This is a genomic window from Stenotrophomonas sp. 22LJNL06-5-1 (assembly GCF_056861455.1).
This window is the reverse complement of sequence record NZ_JBSPUE010000001.1, coordinates 449,058-467,996: the sequence shown is the minus strand read 5'-3', so window position 1 is coordinate 467,996 and position 18,939 is coordinate 449,058. Positions and strand designations below refer to the sequence as shown.

Sequence of the window (18,939 nt, the reverse complement as noted above, 5' to 3'; positions counted from 1 at the left end):
CGCGACGACACGTGGAGAGCTTCTTCTGTAGAGCCGAGCCGATGCTCGGCTGGCAGGAAACGCAATCAGGCGCACGGCAACGGCCGCAGGGCGCCTCAGCTGGCGTGCGGTGCGGGCGGAGCGTGGCCGGGGTTCAACCGCAGTGCGGGATCGTGCAGCTGCCAGCGCAGGGCGTCGGAGCGCCACAGCGGAACATGCGCGACCAGGGCGGCGCGCGCGGGAGCCAGTCCGGTACAAGGCGTGGTGCCCTCGCCATCCAGCGGCGGCTCCGGTGCCGGTGCGGCATGGTGCGGGCACTCATCCGCCGGCGGGGCCGGCATCGGCATGAGCTGCTGCAGATCTTCAGCGTGTGCCTGCCAGCCGTGGGCAGCCGGGTTGTTGCCGCGTCCTTCGTGCAACGCAGACCAGCCCAGCAGCAGCGTCAACAGCCCGGCCACAAGCAGCGCCCACCCTTGGCGGGCGAGCTGGCACAGCGTGGCGGTGAGCGCGGGCGAAGCCATGGCGCGAGGGCGGAATCGTTACGAAGATGTTACGTAGAATAACATCAACGATAATGATTCGCATGTACGGGGCGTGGCGGGTCGCTGGGGCCGCCCCGGAACGGCCTGGGGAGGCCCTCATGGCCTTCCGGTAGATCCACCCCATGGGTGGATGCTCTCCCGCGGGGCGCCCTCTGGGAGATCTCTCCGGGCCGAGCGCCGCCTCAATCCCGGTCGTCGCGGGTCCAGACAGCGTCGTGCTTGCGCTTCACCGGAAACTTGGGCACAGGGCTGTAGGCCGGGGCACACAGGGCGCGGCCGTCACGCACGTCGAAGCGCGCGCCGTGCAGCACGCACTCCACGCTGCCTTCGGTGGTGTTGAACTCGCCCGAGGACAGCTCGAACTCTTCATGCGTGCACTGGTCTTCCAGGGCGTACAGCTCGCCGTCGAGGTTGAACACCACGATCGGCGTGCCGGTCACTTCGTCGAACACGCTCTTCATTTCACCCGGCAGCAGCTCGGTGCCGGCACAGACGAAGGTCCAGGTATCGCTCACGCGGCGGCTCCGGCCAGCGGCTTTTCCAGGATCTCGAAGCGCAGGTCGTCGCGCTTGGGAATGCCGAAACGCTCGTCGCCGTACGGGAACGGCTTCTTGATGCCGGTGCGCAGGTAGCCGCGGCGCTCGTAGAAAGCGATCAACTCGTCGCGCACGTCGATCACCGTCATCTGCATCACCGGCACCTTCCATTCGCGTGCGGCGTGCGCTTCGGCGGCGTCCATCAGCTGCTTGCCGACGCCGCCGCCCTGCTGGGCCGGGTCGACCGAGAACATGCCGAAGTAGCCCTTGCCGTCGACATCGGCGACATGGGCGCAGGCCACCAGCTGATCCCCGCGCTCGGCCAGCAGGATGGTGGAGCGCGGGCGGTCCAGGTCGGCCTGGATGCCTTCGGCGTCGATGCGGGCGCCGTCCAGCAGGTCGGCTTCGGTGGTCCAGCCAACGCGGCTGGCATCGCCGCGGTAGGCCGAGGTGACGAGGGCAATGAGGGCGGGGATGTCGGCCGACGTGGCGGCGCGGAAGGTCAGGGTGCTCATGGGGACATTCTAGGTGGAGCGGGGAAGGGCGCGGGAGGCTGCAGATTGGGGTGACTTTGCCAAGTTTGGCCAATACGCGGGGTTGACGCCATCTTCATTATTCGTTCATATCTGTGGCCAGCACCCGCCCACCGTGAAGCAACGCGTGGCTGTCTGCCGGAGTGGGTGCCGCCTGGTCGAAGGCCAACTGCCGTTCGGCGCAGGTGGGGCACACAGGGACGTCGATCCAGGGAGGATCTTCATGCAGTCTGGCCTCATTTCTCATCCGCGCGCCGCAACGGCTGCCAAGGGTCTGCTTCTGGGTGTCTTTGCCCTGTGCGTGCTGGCACCGGTCGGCGTTTCCGCCCAGATTGTTCCCACCTGGCGCCAGGAGTACGACAAGCGGCTGAAGTACGGGGACATTGTCGAACCGCTGAAGGGCGAGATCTTCGGCGAGCAGGTCAACCTCTATGACGGTTCGATCAGCTTCAAGGCCACGGATGTTTCGATTCCGGGCAATGGCAGCCTGACGATGACCTTGGGCCGCAGCTATCGCGATGGCGATCGCAGTAGTGAGAGCCCATTCTCGGATTGGGATCTGGATATCCCGTCCATGTCCGGCGTCTATGGCGATCTGCCGGAGACCGCTGCTGTCGGCTATTGGGCGCCCGCTGCGCGCTGCAGTACGGTGGCGGCGCCTCCGTCACTGGAGGTCTGGAACCGTCGCCGCACCCAGACCGTAAATTTCTATCCCAATACTTTCTGGGATGGCGTGCGCCTCTCCCTGCCAGGTGGTGGCGGTGAGCCGGTCCTGGGAGGCAGCGGTGATGCGCGTCAGCCGCAGCCACAGTTTGGCGAACCGGCGCCTTGGAATACCAAGGGCGGCTGGACGTTCAGTTGCCTGACCGCCCTGAAGAGTGGACAGCCGGGACAAGGCTTCCTTGGCCATGCTCCCGACGGTACCAAGTACTACTTCGACTGGATGGTCGCCAAGCCCCACAACGGTGCAACGCTGCAACCCTACGGACCTGAAAGCAATGCACTGCTGAATCGAAAGCTTGTGTTCCTGTACCCATCGCAGGTTGTGGATCGCTTCGGCAACTGGGTGCGCTACGAGTGGAGCGGAGACCGGCTGTTGCGCATGGTTGCCAACGATGGCCGCGAGATCAGCCTGGCCTACAACGCGAAAGGACTGATCGCATCCGCAACCGCTGCAGGGCGCACCTGGATTTACGGGTACACGGAGGCCGATATCCTGCGGACAGTGACGCTGCCGGACGGAACCCAATGGGTCTACAACCTGCCGCCGCTGTCAGTCACCCACAAGTACGCCGACTACATCGGGCAGGGCATCTGGGAGTACATGGACTACCCGGCCACATGCTCGCGCGTCAACAAGATCGTACCCAGCGAGATCACCCTGAGTATCCAGCATCCGTCGGGTGCGTTGGGAACGTTCCTGTTCCGTCCGTTCCGCCATGGGCGCAAGAATGTGAAGCTGGATTGCCAGACCTCTGGTGACAATCACCTGTTTGCCGATGGCTGGAACTACACGCCGGTCTACCGTGACGCAATGTCGCTGGTGGCCAAGACCATCAGCGGTCCGGGGATGCCTACTGCACAGTGGACCTATCAATACACCAATCTCAATGGTGCCTACGCTCAGGACCTGGGCGGTCCAGTAATCCCGGTAGGCCAGGCGGAGCCGAAGATCACTACCGAGACGTTGCCCGATGGTGTCGTTCGCGTCTACGAGTTCGGCAAGGAAGTTGCCTACAACGACGGCCTGTTGCTGTCCACGACAACGCGATCGGGTGGCTCGGTCGTGCGCGTTGACCGCAACAATTACTATCCGGATGCCCAGCTGGATGCGGCGCCCTTCCCGAAAGAGGCCGGCAAGGACTTCAAGTACGGTGCGAGCGATCTCAAGGCCCATTACAACCGCCCCGTCCAATCCACCGTTGTGGAACAGGATGGCGTGCAGTTCACCCGCACCGTGCAGGCCTTTGATGCATTTGCGCGCGAAGTCACCGTCGTCGAAGCGAATTCCGCTGGCCAGAGTCGCACCAGCAGCACCAGCTACTACGACAATCCCACGCTATGGGTGAACGGCCAGGCGGCGCGCAGTGTGCTCAATGGTATCGAACAGTCCCGCACCGAATTCGATACGGCCAAAGCATTGCCTCTGCGCGCCTACGCATTTGGCCGCTTGGCCCAGCAGGTGACCTACGCAGCCGATGGCACGGTTGCCTCGGTGGCCGATGGCCGCGGCAATACAAGCCATCTGTCGGGATGGAAGCGTGGTGTTCCGCAGCAGCTCCGCATGCCGGCCACGCCCGAAGCGCCCAATGGTGCGGTGCGCACGGTTGCCGTCGACGACAACGGTTGGATCACCTCGCTGACCGACGAAACCGGCGCAACCACCAGCTTCAGCTACGACAGCATGGGCAGGCTGCGCAGCCAGCAGTTCCCTGGCGGTGACAGCGTGAACTGGAATGGCGTAACCATGGACCTGCAGCGACTGGGGGGCGCGCAGCTGGGGGTGCCCGCCGGCGCATGGAAGCACTCGCGCACGCAGGGCGGGCGGCGCACGGATACCTACCTGGATGCGATGTTCCGCCCGGTGCTGGTGACCGAAAACGCCAACAACGTGCTGGACAGTGCCGTGGTGACCCGCTACGACACCAGCGGCAAGACCGTGTTTGCCTCGTATCCCACGCGGCAGCTCTCCGATATCAATGCCGCCCTGACCGGCACCACGACGCAGTACGACGCGTTGGGCCGCCCCACCGTGGTCAGTCAATCGTCCGAGTTGGGGGCACTGGTTACCCGCACCGAGTACGTGGGCAACCTGTCAGTGAAGGTGACCAATCCCCGCGGCCAGGCCACGACGACCCGTCATCTTGCCTACGACCAGCCCAGCTACGAGATGCCGCTGACGCTGCAGCACCCGGAAGGCGTGGTGACCGAGATCCAGCGAGATACGCTGGGCAAGCCGCTGGCGATCACCCGCCGCAATGCGGACGGCAGCCAGTCGCTGACCCGCCGCTACGTCTATGACGGCTACCAGCAGCTGTGCAAGACCATCGAGCCGGAAACCGGTGCGACCGTGCAGGACTACGACGCGGCAGGCAACGTGCTGTGGTCGGCGGCCGGCACGGGTTTGACCAGCACCACCGACTGCAACCGCAGTGAAGCCCTGGCCAGCGGACGTGCGGTGAAGCGTAATTACGACGCCGCCAACCGCTTGTCGGCCCTGATCTTCCCGGATGGGCGTGGAAATCAGAACTGGTCCTACGCGCCTGATGGTCTGCCGGCCGAGATCAGCACGCAGAACGATCCGGCCCGGCCGATGGTCGTCAACCGCTACCAGTACAACCGCCGCCGCCTGCTCAGCGGCGAAACCCTGCAGCATCCGGATCTGGGTAATCTGAGTCTGGCCTATGGCTACGATGCCAACGGCACACTGGCCAGCAATACCTATCCGGGTGGGCGTGTCGTCAGCTATGCGCCGGATGCACTGGGTCGGGCGACGATGGTCGGCGGCTATGCAAAGGAGGCCAGTTATTTCGCCAACGGCGCGCTGGCCCGCTTCGTATATGGCAACGGGATCGTGCACACGTTGACCCAGAATGCCCGCGGGTTGCCCGACCGCAGCCGCGATGCCACCGCAGCGGCCGCAGTGCTGGATGACAGCTACGATTACGATGCCGGCGGCAACGTGATGGCCATTTCCGATGGTCTGCCCGGGGCGCCCGGCAACCGGGACATGACCTATGACGGCCTGGACCGGTTGCGGACGGTCACTGCGCCGGGCTTCGGCAACGCCTTGTATGAGTATGACGCGCTGGACAACCTGCGCCGTGCCAAGGTCGGCAGCCGCGATCGTACGCACTATTTCGATCCGACGAATCGGCTGGTCAACGTGATCGAAACCGGAACCGGGGCAACCGTGACCGGTCTTGGCTATGACGTGCAGGGCAATCTATCGGTGCGCAATGGTCAGGCTTTCGCGTTTGATTACGGCAACCGGCTGCGTGCGGCGGGTACAGCAGAGAGCTACGAGTACGACGCCCACGGGCGCCGGGTGAAGGCCAGCGCCAGTGGCAAGGGGGCAATCTATTCGTTCTACGACAACGGCGGCGTGCTGCGATTCCAGCGCAACGAACGTACCGGCAAGCAGACCGAGTATCTCTACCTTTCAGGCAGCCTGGTTTCCCAGGTGCATGGTGAAGCCGCACCCAGCGTTCCCGCGCTGAGTGCGCCGGGATACATCACCCAGGGCAGCGTGAACCTGACCTGGAGCCCGGCCGGTGGTGCCAACCGCTATGAGCTGCAGCGTGCCCTTGCGGGCACCTGGAGCACGGTCTTCGATGGCGCGGCGCAATCATTCACCAGCACCGGCCTGGTCACGGGGACCTATCAGTTCCGGGTGCGCGGCTGCCGGGCGGTGTGCGGCGGATGGAGCAACGTCGCATCAGTGGCCGTGGCATTGGCGCCATCCACCGTGCCGACCTTGAACCTGCCTGCCACGGCCTTCAATGGCAGTTACAGCGTGGCTTGGTCTGCGGCTTCCGGTGCCGAGCGCTATGAGCTGGAGGAAAGCGCCAATGGTGGCGCTTGGGTCCAGGTGCACAACGCCATTGGCCAGTCCAAGGCCTTCAGTGGCAAGGCAGCGGGAAGCTACAACTACCGGGTTCGCGCATGTAATCCGGTGGGGTGCACGGGATACAGCGCCACGGCTGCGGTGACGGTGCTGTATCCGCCTGCCAGTGCGCCCGGTCTCTCTGCGCCGGCACGCGCTGCGCCGGGCAGTATCGGCATTGGCTGGAACGGGGTGGCCGGTGCCACGCGTTACGCCTTGCAGGAAAGCAGCAATGGTGGCGGATGGGTCACGCTGTTCGACGGCAACGCGGGTTCCTATGCCACCGCAGCGCGCGGTGTGGGCAACTATGGCTATCGGGTTGCCGCCTGCAATGGCGCGGGCTGCGGACCGTGGTCGGCTACGTCGACGGTAGCGGTGATCGGGCCGCCGACGATCGAGCCGGTGATCAGTGCGCCGGGCCTGGTGAACGTGCCGCAGTACAGCCTGAGCTGGTCGGTGCCGGCCAACAGCGAGAGCTTCGTGCTGGAGGAGAGTGCCAACGGTGGTGGCTGGACGGTGGTGCATAACGGCGGCGGGAACAGCTTTGGTGCCAGCCGTGGCAAAGGCAGCTACGCCTATCGCGTGAGGGCGTGCAATTTCGCGGGGTGCAGTCCGTACTCGGGAGTCGTGACTGTCGCGGTGGTGCTGCCGCCGGGGGCGACGAGTCTCTATCTAGCAGAGTGGTTGACGACCCGCAGGCCGCCCTATCAGGTCCAGTGCTCTGCAGGATGGAGTCTGGTGGCAGACGCAACCGAGTATCAGCTTGAAAGCGGTGGCGGTGGCAAGCGTCTTTACACGGGCCCCAAGACCTACGTGCAGTCGAATGGCGGGACCTACTGCGCGCATGAGTATCGCGTGCGTGCCTGTAATGCAGGCGGTTGCTCCCCATGGTCGGCCGAACGGCCGGTCACCCAAGGTGTACTGAGCTGGGACTAAGCCATGAATGGACTCTCTTCGCTGTTGATTCGGGCGGTACTCGCGGTGGTGGTGCTGGCGGCCTGCGTGGCTCCGGCAGTCGCCCAGGAAGTGGTCGAGTACATCCACACTGATGCACTGGGTTCACCGGTGGCGATCACCGATGCCAGCGGAAACGTCATCGAGCGTACGGTGTATGAGCCGTATGGGGCGGTGGTCAATCGGCCGTTGAAGGATGGGCCGGGATATACGGGGCATGTGACGGACTCCGGGACCGGGCTGAGTTACATGCAGCAGCGGTACTATGATTCGACGACTTCATCGTTCCTGAGCGTTGATCCGGTTTCGGCTTTCCAGAGCTCGGTGAATGCTTTTGGCCGGTATCGGTATGCAAATGCAAACCCATATAGCCTAATCGACCCGGATGGACGGCGAGCGTGCGGGAAGGACTGGGACTGCAGAATGACCGAGCATGCAGGCGGAAAAAGTCTATCTCGCGGGCAGCTGGCGGCAATCAAGAGGGATCCGCAAGCGTACATTGACAGGGCGAACAGTATTCCCAACCGACAAAGTTCGGAGGCGGGATCTGCCAGATATTTTTCGGAAGTTGCCCGGCCTGTCACGATTGCGACCAATTTGGAAGTAGGGGCTGATATCGCGCAACTTTCTGATCAGTCTTACACAGCAGTCAATTTTGCTTTGGGCGATGCGACTGCGGGCGCTGGAGCAGGTAGCGTCGTTCAAGGGCAAAACAACTACGCAGGCCCAGGTGTCAGGGTAGCCATTGCTCATACACACCCAGTGAATACAGCGTTCAGCTACTGGAAGGGATCCTGTTTCTGCGGTGGTCGATGGGAGGGGAGTCTCTATCGAGGTGATCTGGAGAGAGCAAGATCTGCAGGTGTTAACAGCTATGTGGCCACTCCTAGCGGTTCCGTCATGGGATTCGACTTCAGGGGTATGAATGGAGCGGTCAATGCTAGAACGAACCCTGGCGCGTACATCGCGGCCGAAGACTACTTCTTTAAGGTGAAATGATGGATCCCGGACGTCGGTGGTTTGCAGTTGTTACGCTGGTTTTCATCCTTGGTGCTTGTTCGTCATCCAGTCAGGAAGGGAGCGCGGCGGGAGCTTCAAGCGCCTGTAAATTTCGAGGCAATGATTTAGGGTATGAAACGTGCATGACCACGATGTCTGCGCTGTTGTCTCAGCCAGAAAAATTTGACGGGCGATTGGTTTCTTTCTATGCATGGATAGATCAGGTCAACGGTGTGATCTTGCTCTTTCCCTCGCGTGATGAACTGGACGCAAGGAACTCATTCAGTTCATTGGTGGCCTACCCAGAATCAAGCCCGGATGCCTTTCGAGAGATTCCTTCGGTTGAGAGTGGGGAGGAGAAATTCCTGCGGGTGACCGGCACGTTTCGCTGGAATCGCGATGGTGCTCCCAGGCCCCCAAGTGCTCCAGTGGATGTAGATCGAATGGGGGTGATGGAAGGCGTTCATTTGGGTTTATAGTGAATGAGTCGAGTGGGTTGGTGACAGGTGCTTGGCGAGCGTTGTCGGCACCGCTTGTCGTTGCTCGTTTGGTGCATGATGGAAGTGCTCACCTCGTGGGCGTTCTATGCAGAGTTGCATTGGTTGGCGCTTGCGTTCTTTCCTACGCAAGTCGCCTTTTACGCCCGACATTCAGCGGGTCGATCTGGGCAATTGTTAGGAACAGAAGCGCCGCAGTCTCCCGCGGCGTTCTCGTCTTGCTCGCTGCTACTCAAAACACACCCCAGCAACTTCCGCGCCGTCGCCAACGCCGTCATGAACGGTTCGATCTTGGCGTGTGCCATGTAGGACGCCAAGGAGGTACGGCAGGTGGCCGCGACGCTGAAGTGCTGCATCAGCGGGCGGGCGTAGTGCGGGCCCTATCGTACTTTCATTCTTTCAGACTGTGCAGGATCACCAGTTGTTCATGGACGTGCTCGCCGCTGATCACGGGCGGGACCGCGGCGGCCTTCCCTGCACCTCCCCGATAATCCGCAGGCCGGCGAGGCGGCGCAGCTCTTCGGTGAAGTGCGCCAGTAGTTCCACCTCGCGTGCTTCCGCGTTTTCCTGGCTTGGCTGCTACAGGAGAGATGATCGGGCCGCCGACGATCGAGCCGGTGATCAGTGCGCCGGGCCTGGTGAACGTGCCGCAGTACAGCCTGAGCTGGTCGGTGCCGGCCAACAGCGAGAGCTTCGTGCTGGAGGAGAGTGCCAACGGTGGTGGCTGGACGGTGGTGCATAACGGCGGCGGGAACAGCTTTGGTGCCAGCCGTGGCAATGGCAGCTACGCCTATCGCGTGAGGGCGTGCAATTTCGCGGGGTGCAGTCCGTACTCGGGCATCGCCAGTGTCTCCGTGGTGCTTCCTCCTGCAGCCACTCAGATCTACGTGGCGGAGTGGCTCAGCACGCGCAAGGCGCCCTATCAGGTGCAGTGCAGCGTCGGCTGGCGCGCGGTTCCGGGGGGCAACGGAGTATCAGCTTGAGCCTTCCGGAGCTGGACGGCGCCTGTACACCGGCCCCAAGACCTACGTGCAGTCGAACGGCGGGACCTACTGCGCCAGTCTCTACATTGTCAGGGCCTGCAACGCCGGAGGCTGTTCGGCATGGTCCGCAGACTTCCCCGTCACCCGTGGCGTATTGAACTGGGACTAAGCCATGAATGGACTCTCTTTGCTGTTGATTCGGGCGGTACTCGCGGTGGTGGTGCTGGCGGCCTGCGTGGCTCCGGCAGTCGCCCAGGAAGTGGTCGAGTACATCCACACTGATGCACTGGGTTCACCGGTGGCGATCACCGATGCCAGCGGAAACGTCATCGAGCGTACGGTGTATGAGCCGTATGGGGCGGTGGTCAACCGGCCGTTGAAGGATGGGCCGGGATATACCGGGCATGTGACGGACTCGGAGACCGGGCTGAGTTACATGCAGCAGCGGTACTATGATCCGGGAGTTGGGGTATTTCTATCGGTGGATCCAGTCACTGCCATTCAAAGTCACTACGCGAACTTTCAGAGATATCGGTACGGAGATGGGAATCCATACAAATTCGTGGATCCTGATGGTGCAGATGCAATCTATTTTTCAGATGTAAATGTCCTGGTAATTCCGGTTCATTTTACAGGGCCGTCCGCAACCAAGACCAACGTGGAGGCAATTAGGAGTCGAGTGGATTCGATTGCCTCCGAATACCGTGGTATTAAAGTGAGACTACAGGTGTTGGGTGCTCCCGGCGGGGCTGGGCAAAATTCAATGAACCTTGGGCCCGGAAAGGACTACGCCAATTACCCTCGTGCTGGTCAAGGGGTCTATGGTGGTATTGGGGGTAGGACGGCCCATATTGACAGCTCTGAGGAGAACTGGATTGGTGCGGCTGTCCACGATATTCTGCATTTTGCAGGCGCGCGTGAAGGCTATCGCGACTCCGGGTCGCGAGATGGTCGTACGTCGAGTCCGATTGAGGGCTATTCTTCCGATCATATTATGGCTGATCGAAGTGGTACGCGAATTAACGCGCGAGACGAGGATGCGATGCTGAGTAACGACACGACGTCTCGACATCGACTCAGCGATTTCAAGGGGTTCTTCAGGGTCGAAGGGCGGCTTGACGCAAAGCGTCTTGATAAGCAACTCTCGGGGAAGTGACTGGGTTCGGTTTCGATGAAGATCAAAATTTTTCTATTTTCTGCCTTATCGGTGCCGCTTCTTGCCTCTTGTGTGCAGGACCGCGGTTGTCTTCTTCGGGTGGCCAACCAGGACCACGACAGCTCCTCATCTCAGAAGATCCATGCTGATATGGATGAACTAGTACATTCGCGCCCTATGGATGGGGCGCGGGAAGTGAATGCAGAGTTGGTGGTATCACAGCTCGAACTCTCTCGCGAGGGGCGGAGAAATAGAAGGATTTTCTATGTATTGACTGATGGCAGCGGGAGATTCTTGACTGCGGGGACTTGTGGTATCGACGAAGGTCAGTGTGCCTCGGTCATTGTGAAGCGAATGATCGGGTTCTGTGAAAGGATGTAGATTGCGGGTGCGCTAAGTTTTGGGAGGGGTTTCAGTGAAAAATTCCCGGGTGTTTGATCGCTTTGGGCGGCTGGTCGATATTATTGTGGCGGCGCTTTGCTTGTTGGGAATTGCAGCCTGTGGCGGAAGAGATGAACGTTTGGGTGTGGTGATGAATCATGAGCCGGGAAACGCAGCGGCTAATCAATATGCACTGGCGCTCGAGTCAGTTTTCAGTTCTTCCGAGAGTGTGCCAGAAGCACAAATATGCAGGGTGCATTTAATTGATGTCAGGAAATCATTTGATCAGGCTGGAAGCGAAAGGGTGAGGGTATATTTCGTCTTGGCCGATCATCAAGGTGTCGTCAGGTCGGCGGACACCTGTGGGCTTCCTATGAATGAGTGCGTGATGACTATTGCCGAGAGGTCGAGGGTGAGCTGTCGGCTGGAAAAAGGGCTGGCTCCCCACTGATTCGGGCGGTACTCGCGGTGTTGGTGCGCGTGGCCTGGACATGGTGCTGACTGCTGCCCGGGAAGTGGTCGAGTACACTGACACTGATGCGTTGGGTACACCCGTGGCGATCACCGCTGCCAATGGAGCCGTCCGATGAGCTGAAGTCATTTCATGTCGGTTGGGATTCCAAGTGCAGGGATTTTGTTGATGAGCTTGGCTATCAATGATTCAGTGATTTTTTCGGCTGACAGACGGGGCTTGGGTTTGTGGGTGTGGAGCGAAGAAATTGAGCGGTATTCCATGGCGCTGGATGGCGACGCGGAGGTGTTGGCGTGAATGTTGATTTCCGGTTTTTCATGGTTATTGTTTTTATTTTCTATGGGGCTGGTTGCAGGTATCAAGAAGGTGGGGGCGCACCGTCTGGAAAGACCTGTGGGGTCGAGGGCAGCTCCGCTTGCCGGGTCAGCTTCCGGGAACTAGCTGCTACGCCCCGGCTATTCGATGGAAAGTTGGTGCGGATGGAGGGCTATCTCGGGGTGAGCCGGGAGCTCTTTGTACTGAATTCAAGCAAAGAGTTGTTTGAGGCCGGGGTGACTGAGGAGAACCAAGTTCGAATTAGAGGGCCAATAGATCTGCAGCAAAGCGTATTTGATGAATACTCGTATTCATGGGTCTCGATAATCGGGGTATTCAGGACAAGGGAGAGTGACAATTCGACAGGTGATCTGCTGCTTGGCGAAATTCACGCCCCCCTTGAAGTCCGCTCCCTACGAATCCCTGGTCCCGTGCCACGTGCGAGATTTGGAGATGTGCTCGTCAATCTTGAAGATCTGAAGTGAGTGATAGGTTGTGGAAATGGCGTTATGTGCTTTCATTTCTGCCTTCTGTAGCAGGAAAGCGGGATGATCCACAGGCGCGCCTAACATGTGATCGCATGGTCCCCATGTTAGGGTTGATATTTGTCACAAAGGGGCTCCGGCACAATCTCAATGGCTTGCAGAGTCGCAGGTGTCACGATAGGTCACGGCACTCCTGGGCAGCTCAGTTCTCCACGTTGCGCGATTGCGTCTGTGTCATTGCGAACTGATCGATCACGTCGATAAGCTTTGGGGGAATTTCCCCTTGGTTGAAGAATATGAGGTTTCGCATTGAGTGCTATCGATGAAAAAAATCTCGTTCTAGCCTGTCTGTGGAGGCTGTTGGAATCCGAGCCTGCTTCCGTGGAACAGGTGTCTGGCTGGTACCAGAGGGCGGAACTTATCAAAAACGTGCTTCGGTCAAGTTCGTATGAAATCGGGGTTCCTCACGTGATATGGCACTATCTTGATGATGCCGATATCCGTATTCGCGATCCCCGCTATGCCGAAGCACAGGTGTTGGCCGTTAGGCGGTGTATTGATGACTGGGCTTGAGTGCATTCAGAGAAGCCATGAACAATGCATGCTGCTGGCCTGACTTCATCGCGCTGTCCCTCTCTAATGTGACCCCTCCTGATGTCCCCCTGCTCAGGGAGGATTGGGCAGGGATGGCGTTTGATCGCAACCTGTATGAGGATTTTGCTCCGAACGATGTTTGGGTGGCGTGGCTGAGCGCACTTTCGGAGCACTTTGCAGATATCGCGATGTGCGCGGTTCGATGTTCAGAGTGCTCCGACAGGGGAAGCCCCGTGGAAATTGAGCGAGGTCTGGATGGCCTGCGCTCCTACTGGCTGGAAGATGGGAACTTCATGCGTGATCATTTTTTGTTTTCGCGTGATGGTCGCTGGGTTGTAAAGCTGGATCAGGACGTGACGTTATTTGCGGGAGATGTCACTTTCCTTGCGGATGTTGTCGCGCGACTTGGTGGTGTAGAGCATGTCGAGAAGATGATGCGACGGGACCTGATTGGTACAGCTGAGGACGTTGTTGGCCTCGGTGGGTACGTCAAGGAGCTTCTTGCGCCCTTGAACACATCGACTCCATAGCTGATTGCTGCGTAGAAGATTGGGTGTGCAGGCGCTATGTGATGGAGTAGCTTCAAAAGGAGGAGCGGAGTGCCAGAGTTTGTTGAGAGCTTCCCCATTTGGGCTTCCATCATTCTAGGTGCCATGTGGATAAACGCATTTGCGGCTCACAGGATGTTGCTGAAAATCGAGCGTGAACGACCGGAAGTACTCGCTGCAGTCGGAATCATCAAGGTTGATTGGTGGCTTAGGTGCTTGCGCGGTATTGCAGTGCTTGCCCTTACTTCCAAAGGGCAGGCGCTCCATCAGGGGGAGCGTTGGGTGTTGAGGGGCGTCGTGACGATGTACGTCTTCTTGATTGCTTCCGGGGTATCCATGCTTGTTGGCATGTAGGGGACGGTGCCTCAAGGTCGTTGATGGTGGATGGATCGGCGTTACGGTGAGATTGCCCGTTCCTGGCATCGCTCAGCGTTTCCCGGTTACACCTCTGCTTGCGTCCAGCGCGCAATAAAAAACGCCGCAGTTTCCTGCGGCGTTCTTGTACTTTCCTGGTTCTGGCGGATCCTCAGCCCAGCAGCTTCCGTACCTTGGTCAGCGCGGTCATGAACCGCTCGATCTCGGCATGCGTGTTGTAGAACGCCAGCGAGGCGCGGCAGGTAGCCGCGACGCCGAAGTACTGCAGCAGCGGGTGTGCGCAGTGCTGACCCGAGCGCACGGCCACGCCTTCCAGGTCGAGCAGGGTCGCCAGATCGTGCGCATGCGCGCCATCGATCAGGAACGAGACCACGGCGGCCTTCTCCGGCGCTTCGCCGATGATGCGCAGGCCGTCGACGCGGCGCAGCTCTTCGGTGAAGTGCGCCAGCAGTTCGGCTTCGCGTGCTTCCACGTTCTCCTGGCCAAGCTGCTGCAGGTAGTCGGCAGCCACACCCAGGCCGATGAAACCGGCGATGTTCGGGGTGCCGGCTTCGAACTTGTGCGGGGCATCGTTGAACACGGTGCCGTCGAAGCTGACTTCCTTGATCATCTCGCCGCCACCGAGGAACGGCGGCATCGCGTCCAGGTGCTCGCGGCGCGCCCACAGTGCGCCGGTGCCGGTCGGGCCGCACATCTTGTGGCCGGTGATGGCGTAGAAATCGCAGCCGATCGCGGCGACATCGACCTTGCGGTGCGGTACCGCTTGCGAGCCATCGACCACGGTGATGATGCCGCGCTTGCGCGCTTCGCGGCAGATCTCGCGCACCGGGTTGACCGTGCCCAGCACGTTGGAGACGTGGGTGACCGCCAGCAGCTTGACCTCGGGGGTCATCGCTGCGCGCAGCGCATCCAGGTCCAGCGCACCATCGGGAGTGATCTCGGCCACGCGGATGGTGGCGCCGGTACGCTGCGCGACCAGCTGCCACGGCACGATGTTGGCGTGGTGCTCCATGCGCGTGATCAGGATCACGTCGCCGGCCTTCAATCGCGGCAACGCCCACGAGTAGGCAACCAGGTTGATGGCGAAGGTGGTGCCACTGCACAGCACCAGGTCGCTGGGGCGCACGTTGAGGAAGCGTGCCAGCTTGTTGCGTGCGCCTTCGTAGGCATCGGTGGCTTCGCTGCCCAGTGCATGCACCGCGCGGCTGACGTTGGCGTTGTAGCGGCGGTAGAACTCGTCCACCGCGCCGATCACCTGCACCGGCTTCTGGCCGGTGTTGGCATTGTCGAAATAGACCAGCGGCTTGCCATGCACTTCACGCATCAGCAGCGGGAAGTCGAGGCGGACGCGGTCCCAGTCGGGGGCGCCGGTGCGTTCTTCGATCGGTCGCGGCGTGGACAGGTTCATGCCACACCCGCCTCGGCGAGGGCCTTGTCCAGGCGACGTGCCAGCTGCGCACGCAGCGCGTCGGGCAGGATCTTCAGCGGCTCGTGGCAGAACGCGGCGCTCAGCAGTGCCTGCGCCTGTGCCTGCGGCAGGCCGCGCGAGCGCAGGTAGAACAGCGCATTGGCGTCGAGCTGGCCGACGGTCGCACCGTGTGCGGCTTTCACTTCATCGGCGTCGATCACCAGCGTCGGCTGGGTGTCGATCTCGGCATCGGCCGACAGCAGCAGGTTCTTGTTGGACAGGTTCGCGTCGGTGCCATCGGCGCCTTCGCGGATCTGGATGCCACCATGGAACACCACGCGGCTGCGGTTGGCGGCGACACCGCGCCACAGCAGTTCGCAGGCGGTATCGCGGGCGATGTGGTCGATACCCAGGCGGGTTTCGACGTGGCGGCGGCCATTGCCAAGCAGCACGCCGTTGGCGGTCAGCTGGGCATTGTCGCCTTCCAGGCGCACGTTCAGTTCATGGCGGCTGAGCGCGGCGCCCAGCTCCAGGTCCACGCGGTGGTACTGCGCATCGCGCGCCAGCACGGCGTCGGTGCGCAGGAAGCTGGTCTGGCGCGCGCTGCCGGCCTGCACGCGGGCGTGCTTGAGCACGGCATCACGGGCGACGTGGGCATGCAGCACGGTGTTGTCCAGGTGGGCGGAGTCACCCACGCTGAAGCGATGCTCGACCACGCCCAGGCTGGCGCCGGCACGCAGTTCGATCAGGTGACGGTGGTGCCAGGCCAGATCGGTGTCGCCAGCGACGCTGGCGAATACCAGCTGCAGCGGCGTTTCGACCTGCACGCCTTCATCCACGCGCAGCACCACGCCTTCATCGGCCAGCGCGGCATTCAGGCGGGCGAAGATCTCCTCGCTGCGCTCGTAGCGGCGGCCAAGGAAACGCACGGCGTCTTCGCCGGCAGCCAGCGCGGCCGAAAGCGGCTGCAGCTGCACGCCGGCCGGCAGGGCCTGCACGTCGCTCAGCGCGGTATCCAGGCGGCCGTTGACGAACACCAGGCGCGGCGCCGGGATGTCGTCCAGCAGCGCGGCGTCCAGCGCCGGCGCCTTCTGCGGTGCCGCAGCGAACGCACGGCGTTCCAGCTGGCGCAGCGAGGTGTACTTCCAGGCTTCGCTGCGGGCGGCCGGCAGGCCGTCGCGCAGGGCCGCATCCAGCACTTCGCGGCGCGCGTCGCTGCCGCAGAAGGCTTGGGCCATCGAATCAAGCAGGGCGCTCATCAGACCGCCGCCTCGGGCACGACCCGGTCCTTCAGGAAATCATAGCCGTGCGCTTCCAGTTCCAGCGCCAGCTCCGGGCCGCCGCTCTTGACGATGCGGCCATCGGCCAGCACGTGCACCACGTCCGGCTTGATGTAGTCCAGCAGGCGCTGGTAGTGGGTGATGACCAGGAACGAGCGGTCGGCGGCGCGCAGTGCGTTGACGCCGTCGGCCACGCTCTTCAGCGCGTCGATGTCCAGGCCCGAGTCGGTTTCGTCGAGGATCGCCAGCTTCGGTTCCAGCACGGCCAGCTGGAAGATCTCGTTGCGCTTCTTCTCGCCACCGGAGAAGCCTTCGTTGACGCCACGATGCAGCAGTTCGTCTTTCAGGTGCAGCACGGCCAGCTTCTGGCGCACCAGCTTGAGGAACTGCATGGAATCGAGTTCTTCCTCGCCGCGTGCCTTGCGCTGGGCGTTCAGTGCCGCGCGCAGGAAGTAGGTGTTGTTCACGCCCGGGATTTCCACCGGGTACTGGAACGCCAGGAACAGGCCGGCAGCGGCGCGCGCTTCCGGGTCCTGCTCCAGCAGGTCGACGCCGTCGAACTGCACGCTGCCTTCGGTCACTTCGTAGCCGTCGCGGCCGGCCAGGACATTGCCCAGGGTGGACTTGCCGGCGCCGTTGGGGCCCATGATGGCGTGCACCTGGCCCGGCTGGACGTCCAGCGACAGGCCCTTGAGGATTTCCTTGTCGCCGATGCGGGCGTGGAGGTTTTCGATCTTCAGCATGGTGGGGGTTTCCGTGGGGCGGGCCGCGGCGCGCCGGTAAAGAGAATGCGTTTGCGAGGGGCAGGGGTGGGCGATCAGCCCACCGAACCTTCCAGCGAGACTTCCAGCAGCTTCTTGGCTTCCACCGCGAACTCCATCGGCAGTTCGCGGAACACCTGCTTGCAGAAGCCGTCGACGATCATCGACACCGCGTCTTCCTGGCTGATGCCACGGGCGCGGCAGTAGAACAGCTGGTCGTCGGAAATCTTGGAAGTGGTGGCCTCGTGCTCGACGGTGGCGCCCGGGTTCTTCACCTCGATGTAGGGGAAGGTGTGGGCGCCACACTGCTTGCCGATCAGCAGCGAATCGCACTGGGTGTAGTTGCGCGCGCCGTCGGCATTGCGGTCCACACGCACCAGGCCGCGGTAGGTGTTCTGGCCGCGGCCGGCGCTGATGCCCTTGCTGACGATCTTGCTCTTGGTGCGCTTGCCGATGTGGATCATCTTGGTGCCAGTGTCGGCCTGCTGGCGGTGATGGGTCAGCGCCACGGAGTGGAACTCACCCACCGAGTCGTCGCCCAGCAGCACGCACGATGGGTACTTCCAGGTGATCGCCGAGCCGGTCTCGACCTGGGTCCAGGTGACCTTGCTGCGCGCGCCGCGGCATTCGGCACGCTTGGTGACGAAGTTGTAGATGCCACCGACGCCGTTCTCGTCGCCCGGGTACCAGTTCTGCACCGTGGAGTACTTGATCTCCGCATCTTCCAGCGCGACCAGCTCGACCACCGCGGCGTGCAGCTGGTTCTCATCGCGCATCGGCGCGGTGCAGCCTTCCAGGTAGGACACGTAGGCCTTGTCCTCGCACACGATCAGGGTGCGCTCGAACTGGCCGGTGTGGCCGGCGTTGATGCGGAAGTAGGTGCTCAGCTCCATCGGGCAGCGCACGCCCTTGGGAATGAACACGAAGCTGCCATCGGAGAACACCGCCGAGTTGAGCGCGGCGAAGTAGTTGTCACCCACCGGCACCACGGTGCCCAGGTACTGGCGGACCAGTTCCGGATGTTCCTTGATGGCCTCGGACATCGAGCAGAAGATGATGCCCTTCTCGGCCAGTTCCTTGCGGAAGGTGGTACCGACGGACACCGAGTCGAACACCGCATCAACCGCCACGCCGGCCAGCTTGGCGCGCTCGTGCAGCGGCACGCCCAGCTTGTCGTAGGTGTCCAGCAGTTCCTTCGGCACGTCATCCAGCGAGGCGTACTTCGGGCCCTTCGGCGCGGAGTAGTAGCTGAGCGCCTGCAGGTCGATCGGGGCGATCTCCAGCTTGGCCCAGTCCGGCATCGGCATGGTCAGGAAGTGGCGGTAGGCGTCCAGGCGCCACTGCGTCATCCACTCCGGCTCTTCCTTCTTGGCCGACAGGGCACGGATGGTGTCCTCGTCCAGGCCCGGCGGCAGGGAGTCCGATTCGATCTCGGTGATGAAGCCGGCCGAATACTTGCGGCCGAGCTGCTCGTGGATCTCGCGGTTGGGGGTGTCGTCGTGGGCGACGTTTTCGATGGTTTCGGTGGCCATGGG

The 18,939-nt window shown here is 61.9% G+C and carries 17 protein-coding genes; 10 read left to right on the top strand and 7 right to left on the bottom strand.

Features of this window, described 5'->3' with window-relative positions:
* Positions 1-95: 95 nt before the first annotated feature.
* From AC13GF_RS02135 to AC13GF_RS02125, 3 genes are all read right to left on the bottom strand, one after another.
* Complete coding sequence (locus AC13GF_RS02135; protein WP_483003033.1) at positions 96-500, bottom strand: hypothetical protein; 405 nt, start codon at positions 498-500, stop codon at positions 96-98.
* Between the two features lie 203 nt (positions 501-703).
* The gene (locus AC13GF_RS02130) at positions 704-1,036 is read right to left on the bottom strand and encodes a non-heme iron oxygenase ferredoxin subunit (protein WP_483003032.1); all 333 of its coding nucleotides are present in this window, start codon (positions 1,034-1,036) and stop codon (positions 704-706) included.
* Positions 1,033-1,572, bottom strand: coding sequence for a GNAT family N-acetyltransferase (locus tag AC13GF_RS02125; RefSeq protein ID WP_126928473.1), 540 nt, complete (start codon positions 1,570-1,572; stop codon positions 1,033-1,035). Before AC13GF_RS02125 ends, AC13GF_RS02130 begins: the two co-directional genes overlap by 4 nt.
* Positions 1,573-1,813: 241 nt before the next feature.
* Between AC13GF_RS02125 and AC13GF_RS02120 the strand changes: the two genes are divergently transcribed.
* The 10 genes from AC13GF_RS02120 to AC13GF_RS02075 all read left to right on the top strand — a co-directional run bounded on the left by AC13GF_RS02120 (position 1,814) and on the right by AC13GF_RS02075 (position 13,934).
* Positions 1,814-7,132: a wall-associated protein gene (locus tag AC13GF_RS02120; RefSeq protein WP_483003031.1), complete on the top strand. Its 5,319-nt coding sequence runs from the start codon at positions 1,814-1,816 to the stop codon at positions 7,130-7,132.
* A gap of 3 nt (positions 7,133-7,135) precedes the next feature.
* Positions 7,136-8,149 (top strand): RHS repeat domain-containing protein, encoded by a 1,014-nt coding sequence (locus AC13GF_RS02115; protein WP_478465578.1) that lies wholly within the window; start codon positions 7,136-7,138, stop codon positions 8,147-8,149.
* A 143-nt stretch (positions 8,150-8,292) separates the two neighbouring features.
* Positions 8,293-8,628, top strand: a complete 336-nt coding sequence (locus AC13GF_RS02110; protein WP_279937795.1) for a hypothetical protein — start codon at positions 8,293-8,295, stop codon at positions 8,626-8,628.
* A gap of 608 nt (positions 8,629-9,236) precedes the next feature.
* Positions 9,237-9,629, top strand: a complete 393-nt coding sequence (locus AC13GF_RS02105) for a hypothetical protein (protein WP_483003030.1) — start codon at positions 9,237-9,239, stop codon at positions 9,627-9,629.
* A 172-nt stretch (positions 9,630-9,801) separates the two neighbouring features.
* Positions 9,802-10,785, top strand: a complete 984-nt coding sequence (locus AC13GF_RS02100; protein WP_483003029.1) for an RHS repeat-associated core domain-containing protein — start codon at positions 9,802-9,804, stop codon at positions 10,783-10,785.
* 415 nt (positions 10,786-11,200) lie between these two features.
* Entirely contained in the window at positions 11,201-11,617 is a 417-nt protein-coding gene (locus AC13GF_RS02095) for a hypothetical protein (RefSeq protein WP_483003028.1), read from the top strand.
* Positions 11,618-11,770: 153 nt separating this feature from the next.
* Entirely contained in the window at positions 11,771-11,935 is a 165-nt protein-coding gene (locus AC13GF_RS02090; protein WP_483003027.1) for a hypothetical protein, read from the top strand.
* Positions 11,932-12,438 (top strand): hypothetical protein, encoded by a 507-nt coding sequence (locus AC13GF_RS02085; protein WP_483003025.1) that lies wholly within the window; start codon positions 11,932-11,934, stop codon positions 12,436-12,438. The genes AC13GF_RS02090 and AC13GF_RS02085 overlap by 4 nt, the downstream gene beginning before the upstream one ends.
* Positions 12,439-13,028: 590 nt before the next feature.
* The gene (locus AC13GF_RS02080; protein ID WP_483003023.1) at positions 13,029-13,562 is read left to right on the top strand and encodes a hypothetical protein; all 534 of its coding nucleotides are present in this window, start codon (positions 13,029-13,031) and stop codon (positions 13,560-13,562) included.
* Between the two features lie 69 nt (positions 13,563-13,631).
* The gene (locus AC13GF_RS02075) at positions 13,632-13,934 is read left to right on the top strand and encodes a hypothetical protein (RefSeq protein WP_483003021.1); all 303 of its coding nucleotides are present in this window, start codon (positions 13,632-13,634) and stop codon (positions 13,932-13,934) included.
* A 172-nt stretch (positions 13,935-14,106) separates the two neighbouring features.
* Here the strand turns inward: AC13GF_RS02075 and AC13GF_RS02070 are convergent, their stop codons facing one another.
* The 4 genes from AC13GF_RS02070 to sufB all read right to left on the bottom strand — a co-directional run bounded on the left by AC13GF_RS02070 (position 14,107) and on the right by sufB (position 18,936).
* Positions 14,107-15,363 carry a cysteine desulfurase gene (locus AC13GF_RS02070; protein ID WP_005408431.1) on the bottom strand — a complete coding sequence of 419 codons (1,257 nt, stop codon included), beginning with the start codon at positions 15,361-15,363 and terminating at the stop codon, positions 14,107-14,109.
* Complete coding sequence (sufD, locus tag AC13GF_RS02065) at positions 15,360-16,622, bottom strand: Fe-S cluster assembly protein SufD (RefSeq protein WP_483003019.1); 1,263 nt, start codon at positions 16,620-16,622, stop codon at positions 15,360-15,362. Before sufD ends, AC13GF_RS02070 begins: the two co-directional genes overlap by 4 nt.
* Positions 16,622-17,386, bottom strand: coding sequence for a Fe-S cluster assembly ATPase SufC (gene sufC, locus AC13GF_RS02060; protein ID WP_019337095.1), 765 nt, complete (start codon positions 17,384-17,386; stop codon positions 16,622-16,624). Before sufC ends, sufD begins: the two co-directional genes overlap by 1 nt.
* 74 nt (positions 17,387-17,460) lie before the next feature.
* Positions 17,461-18,936, bottom strand: a complete 1,476-nt coding sequence (gene sufB, locus AC13GF_RS02055; RefSeq protein ID WP_010483551.1) for a Fe-S cluster assembly protein SufB — start codon at positions 18,934-18,936, stop codon at positions 17,461-17,463.
* Positions 18,937-18,939 lie beyond the last annotated feature (3 nt).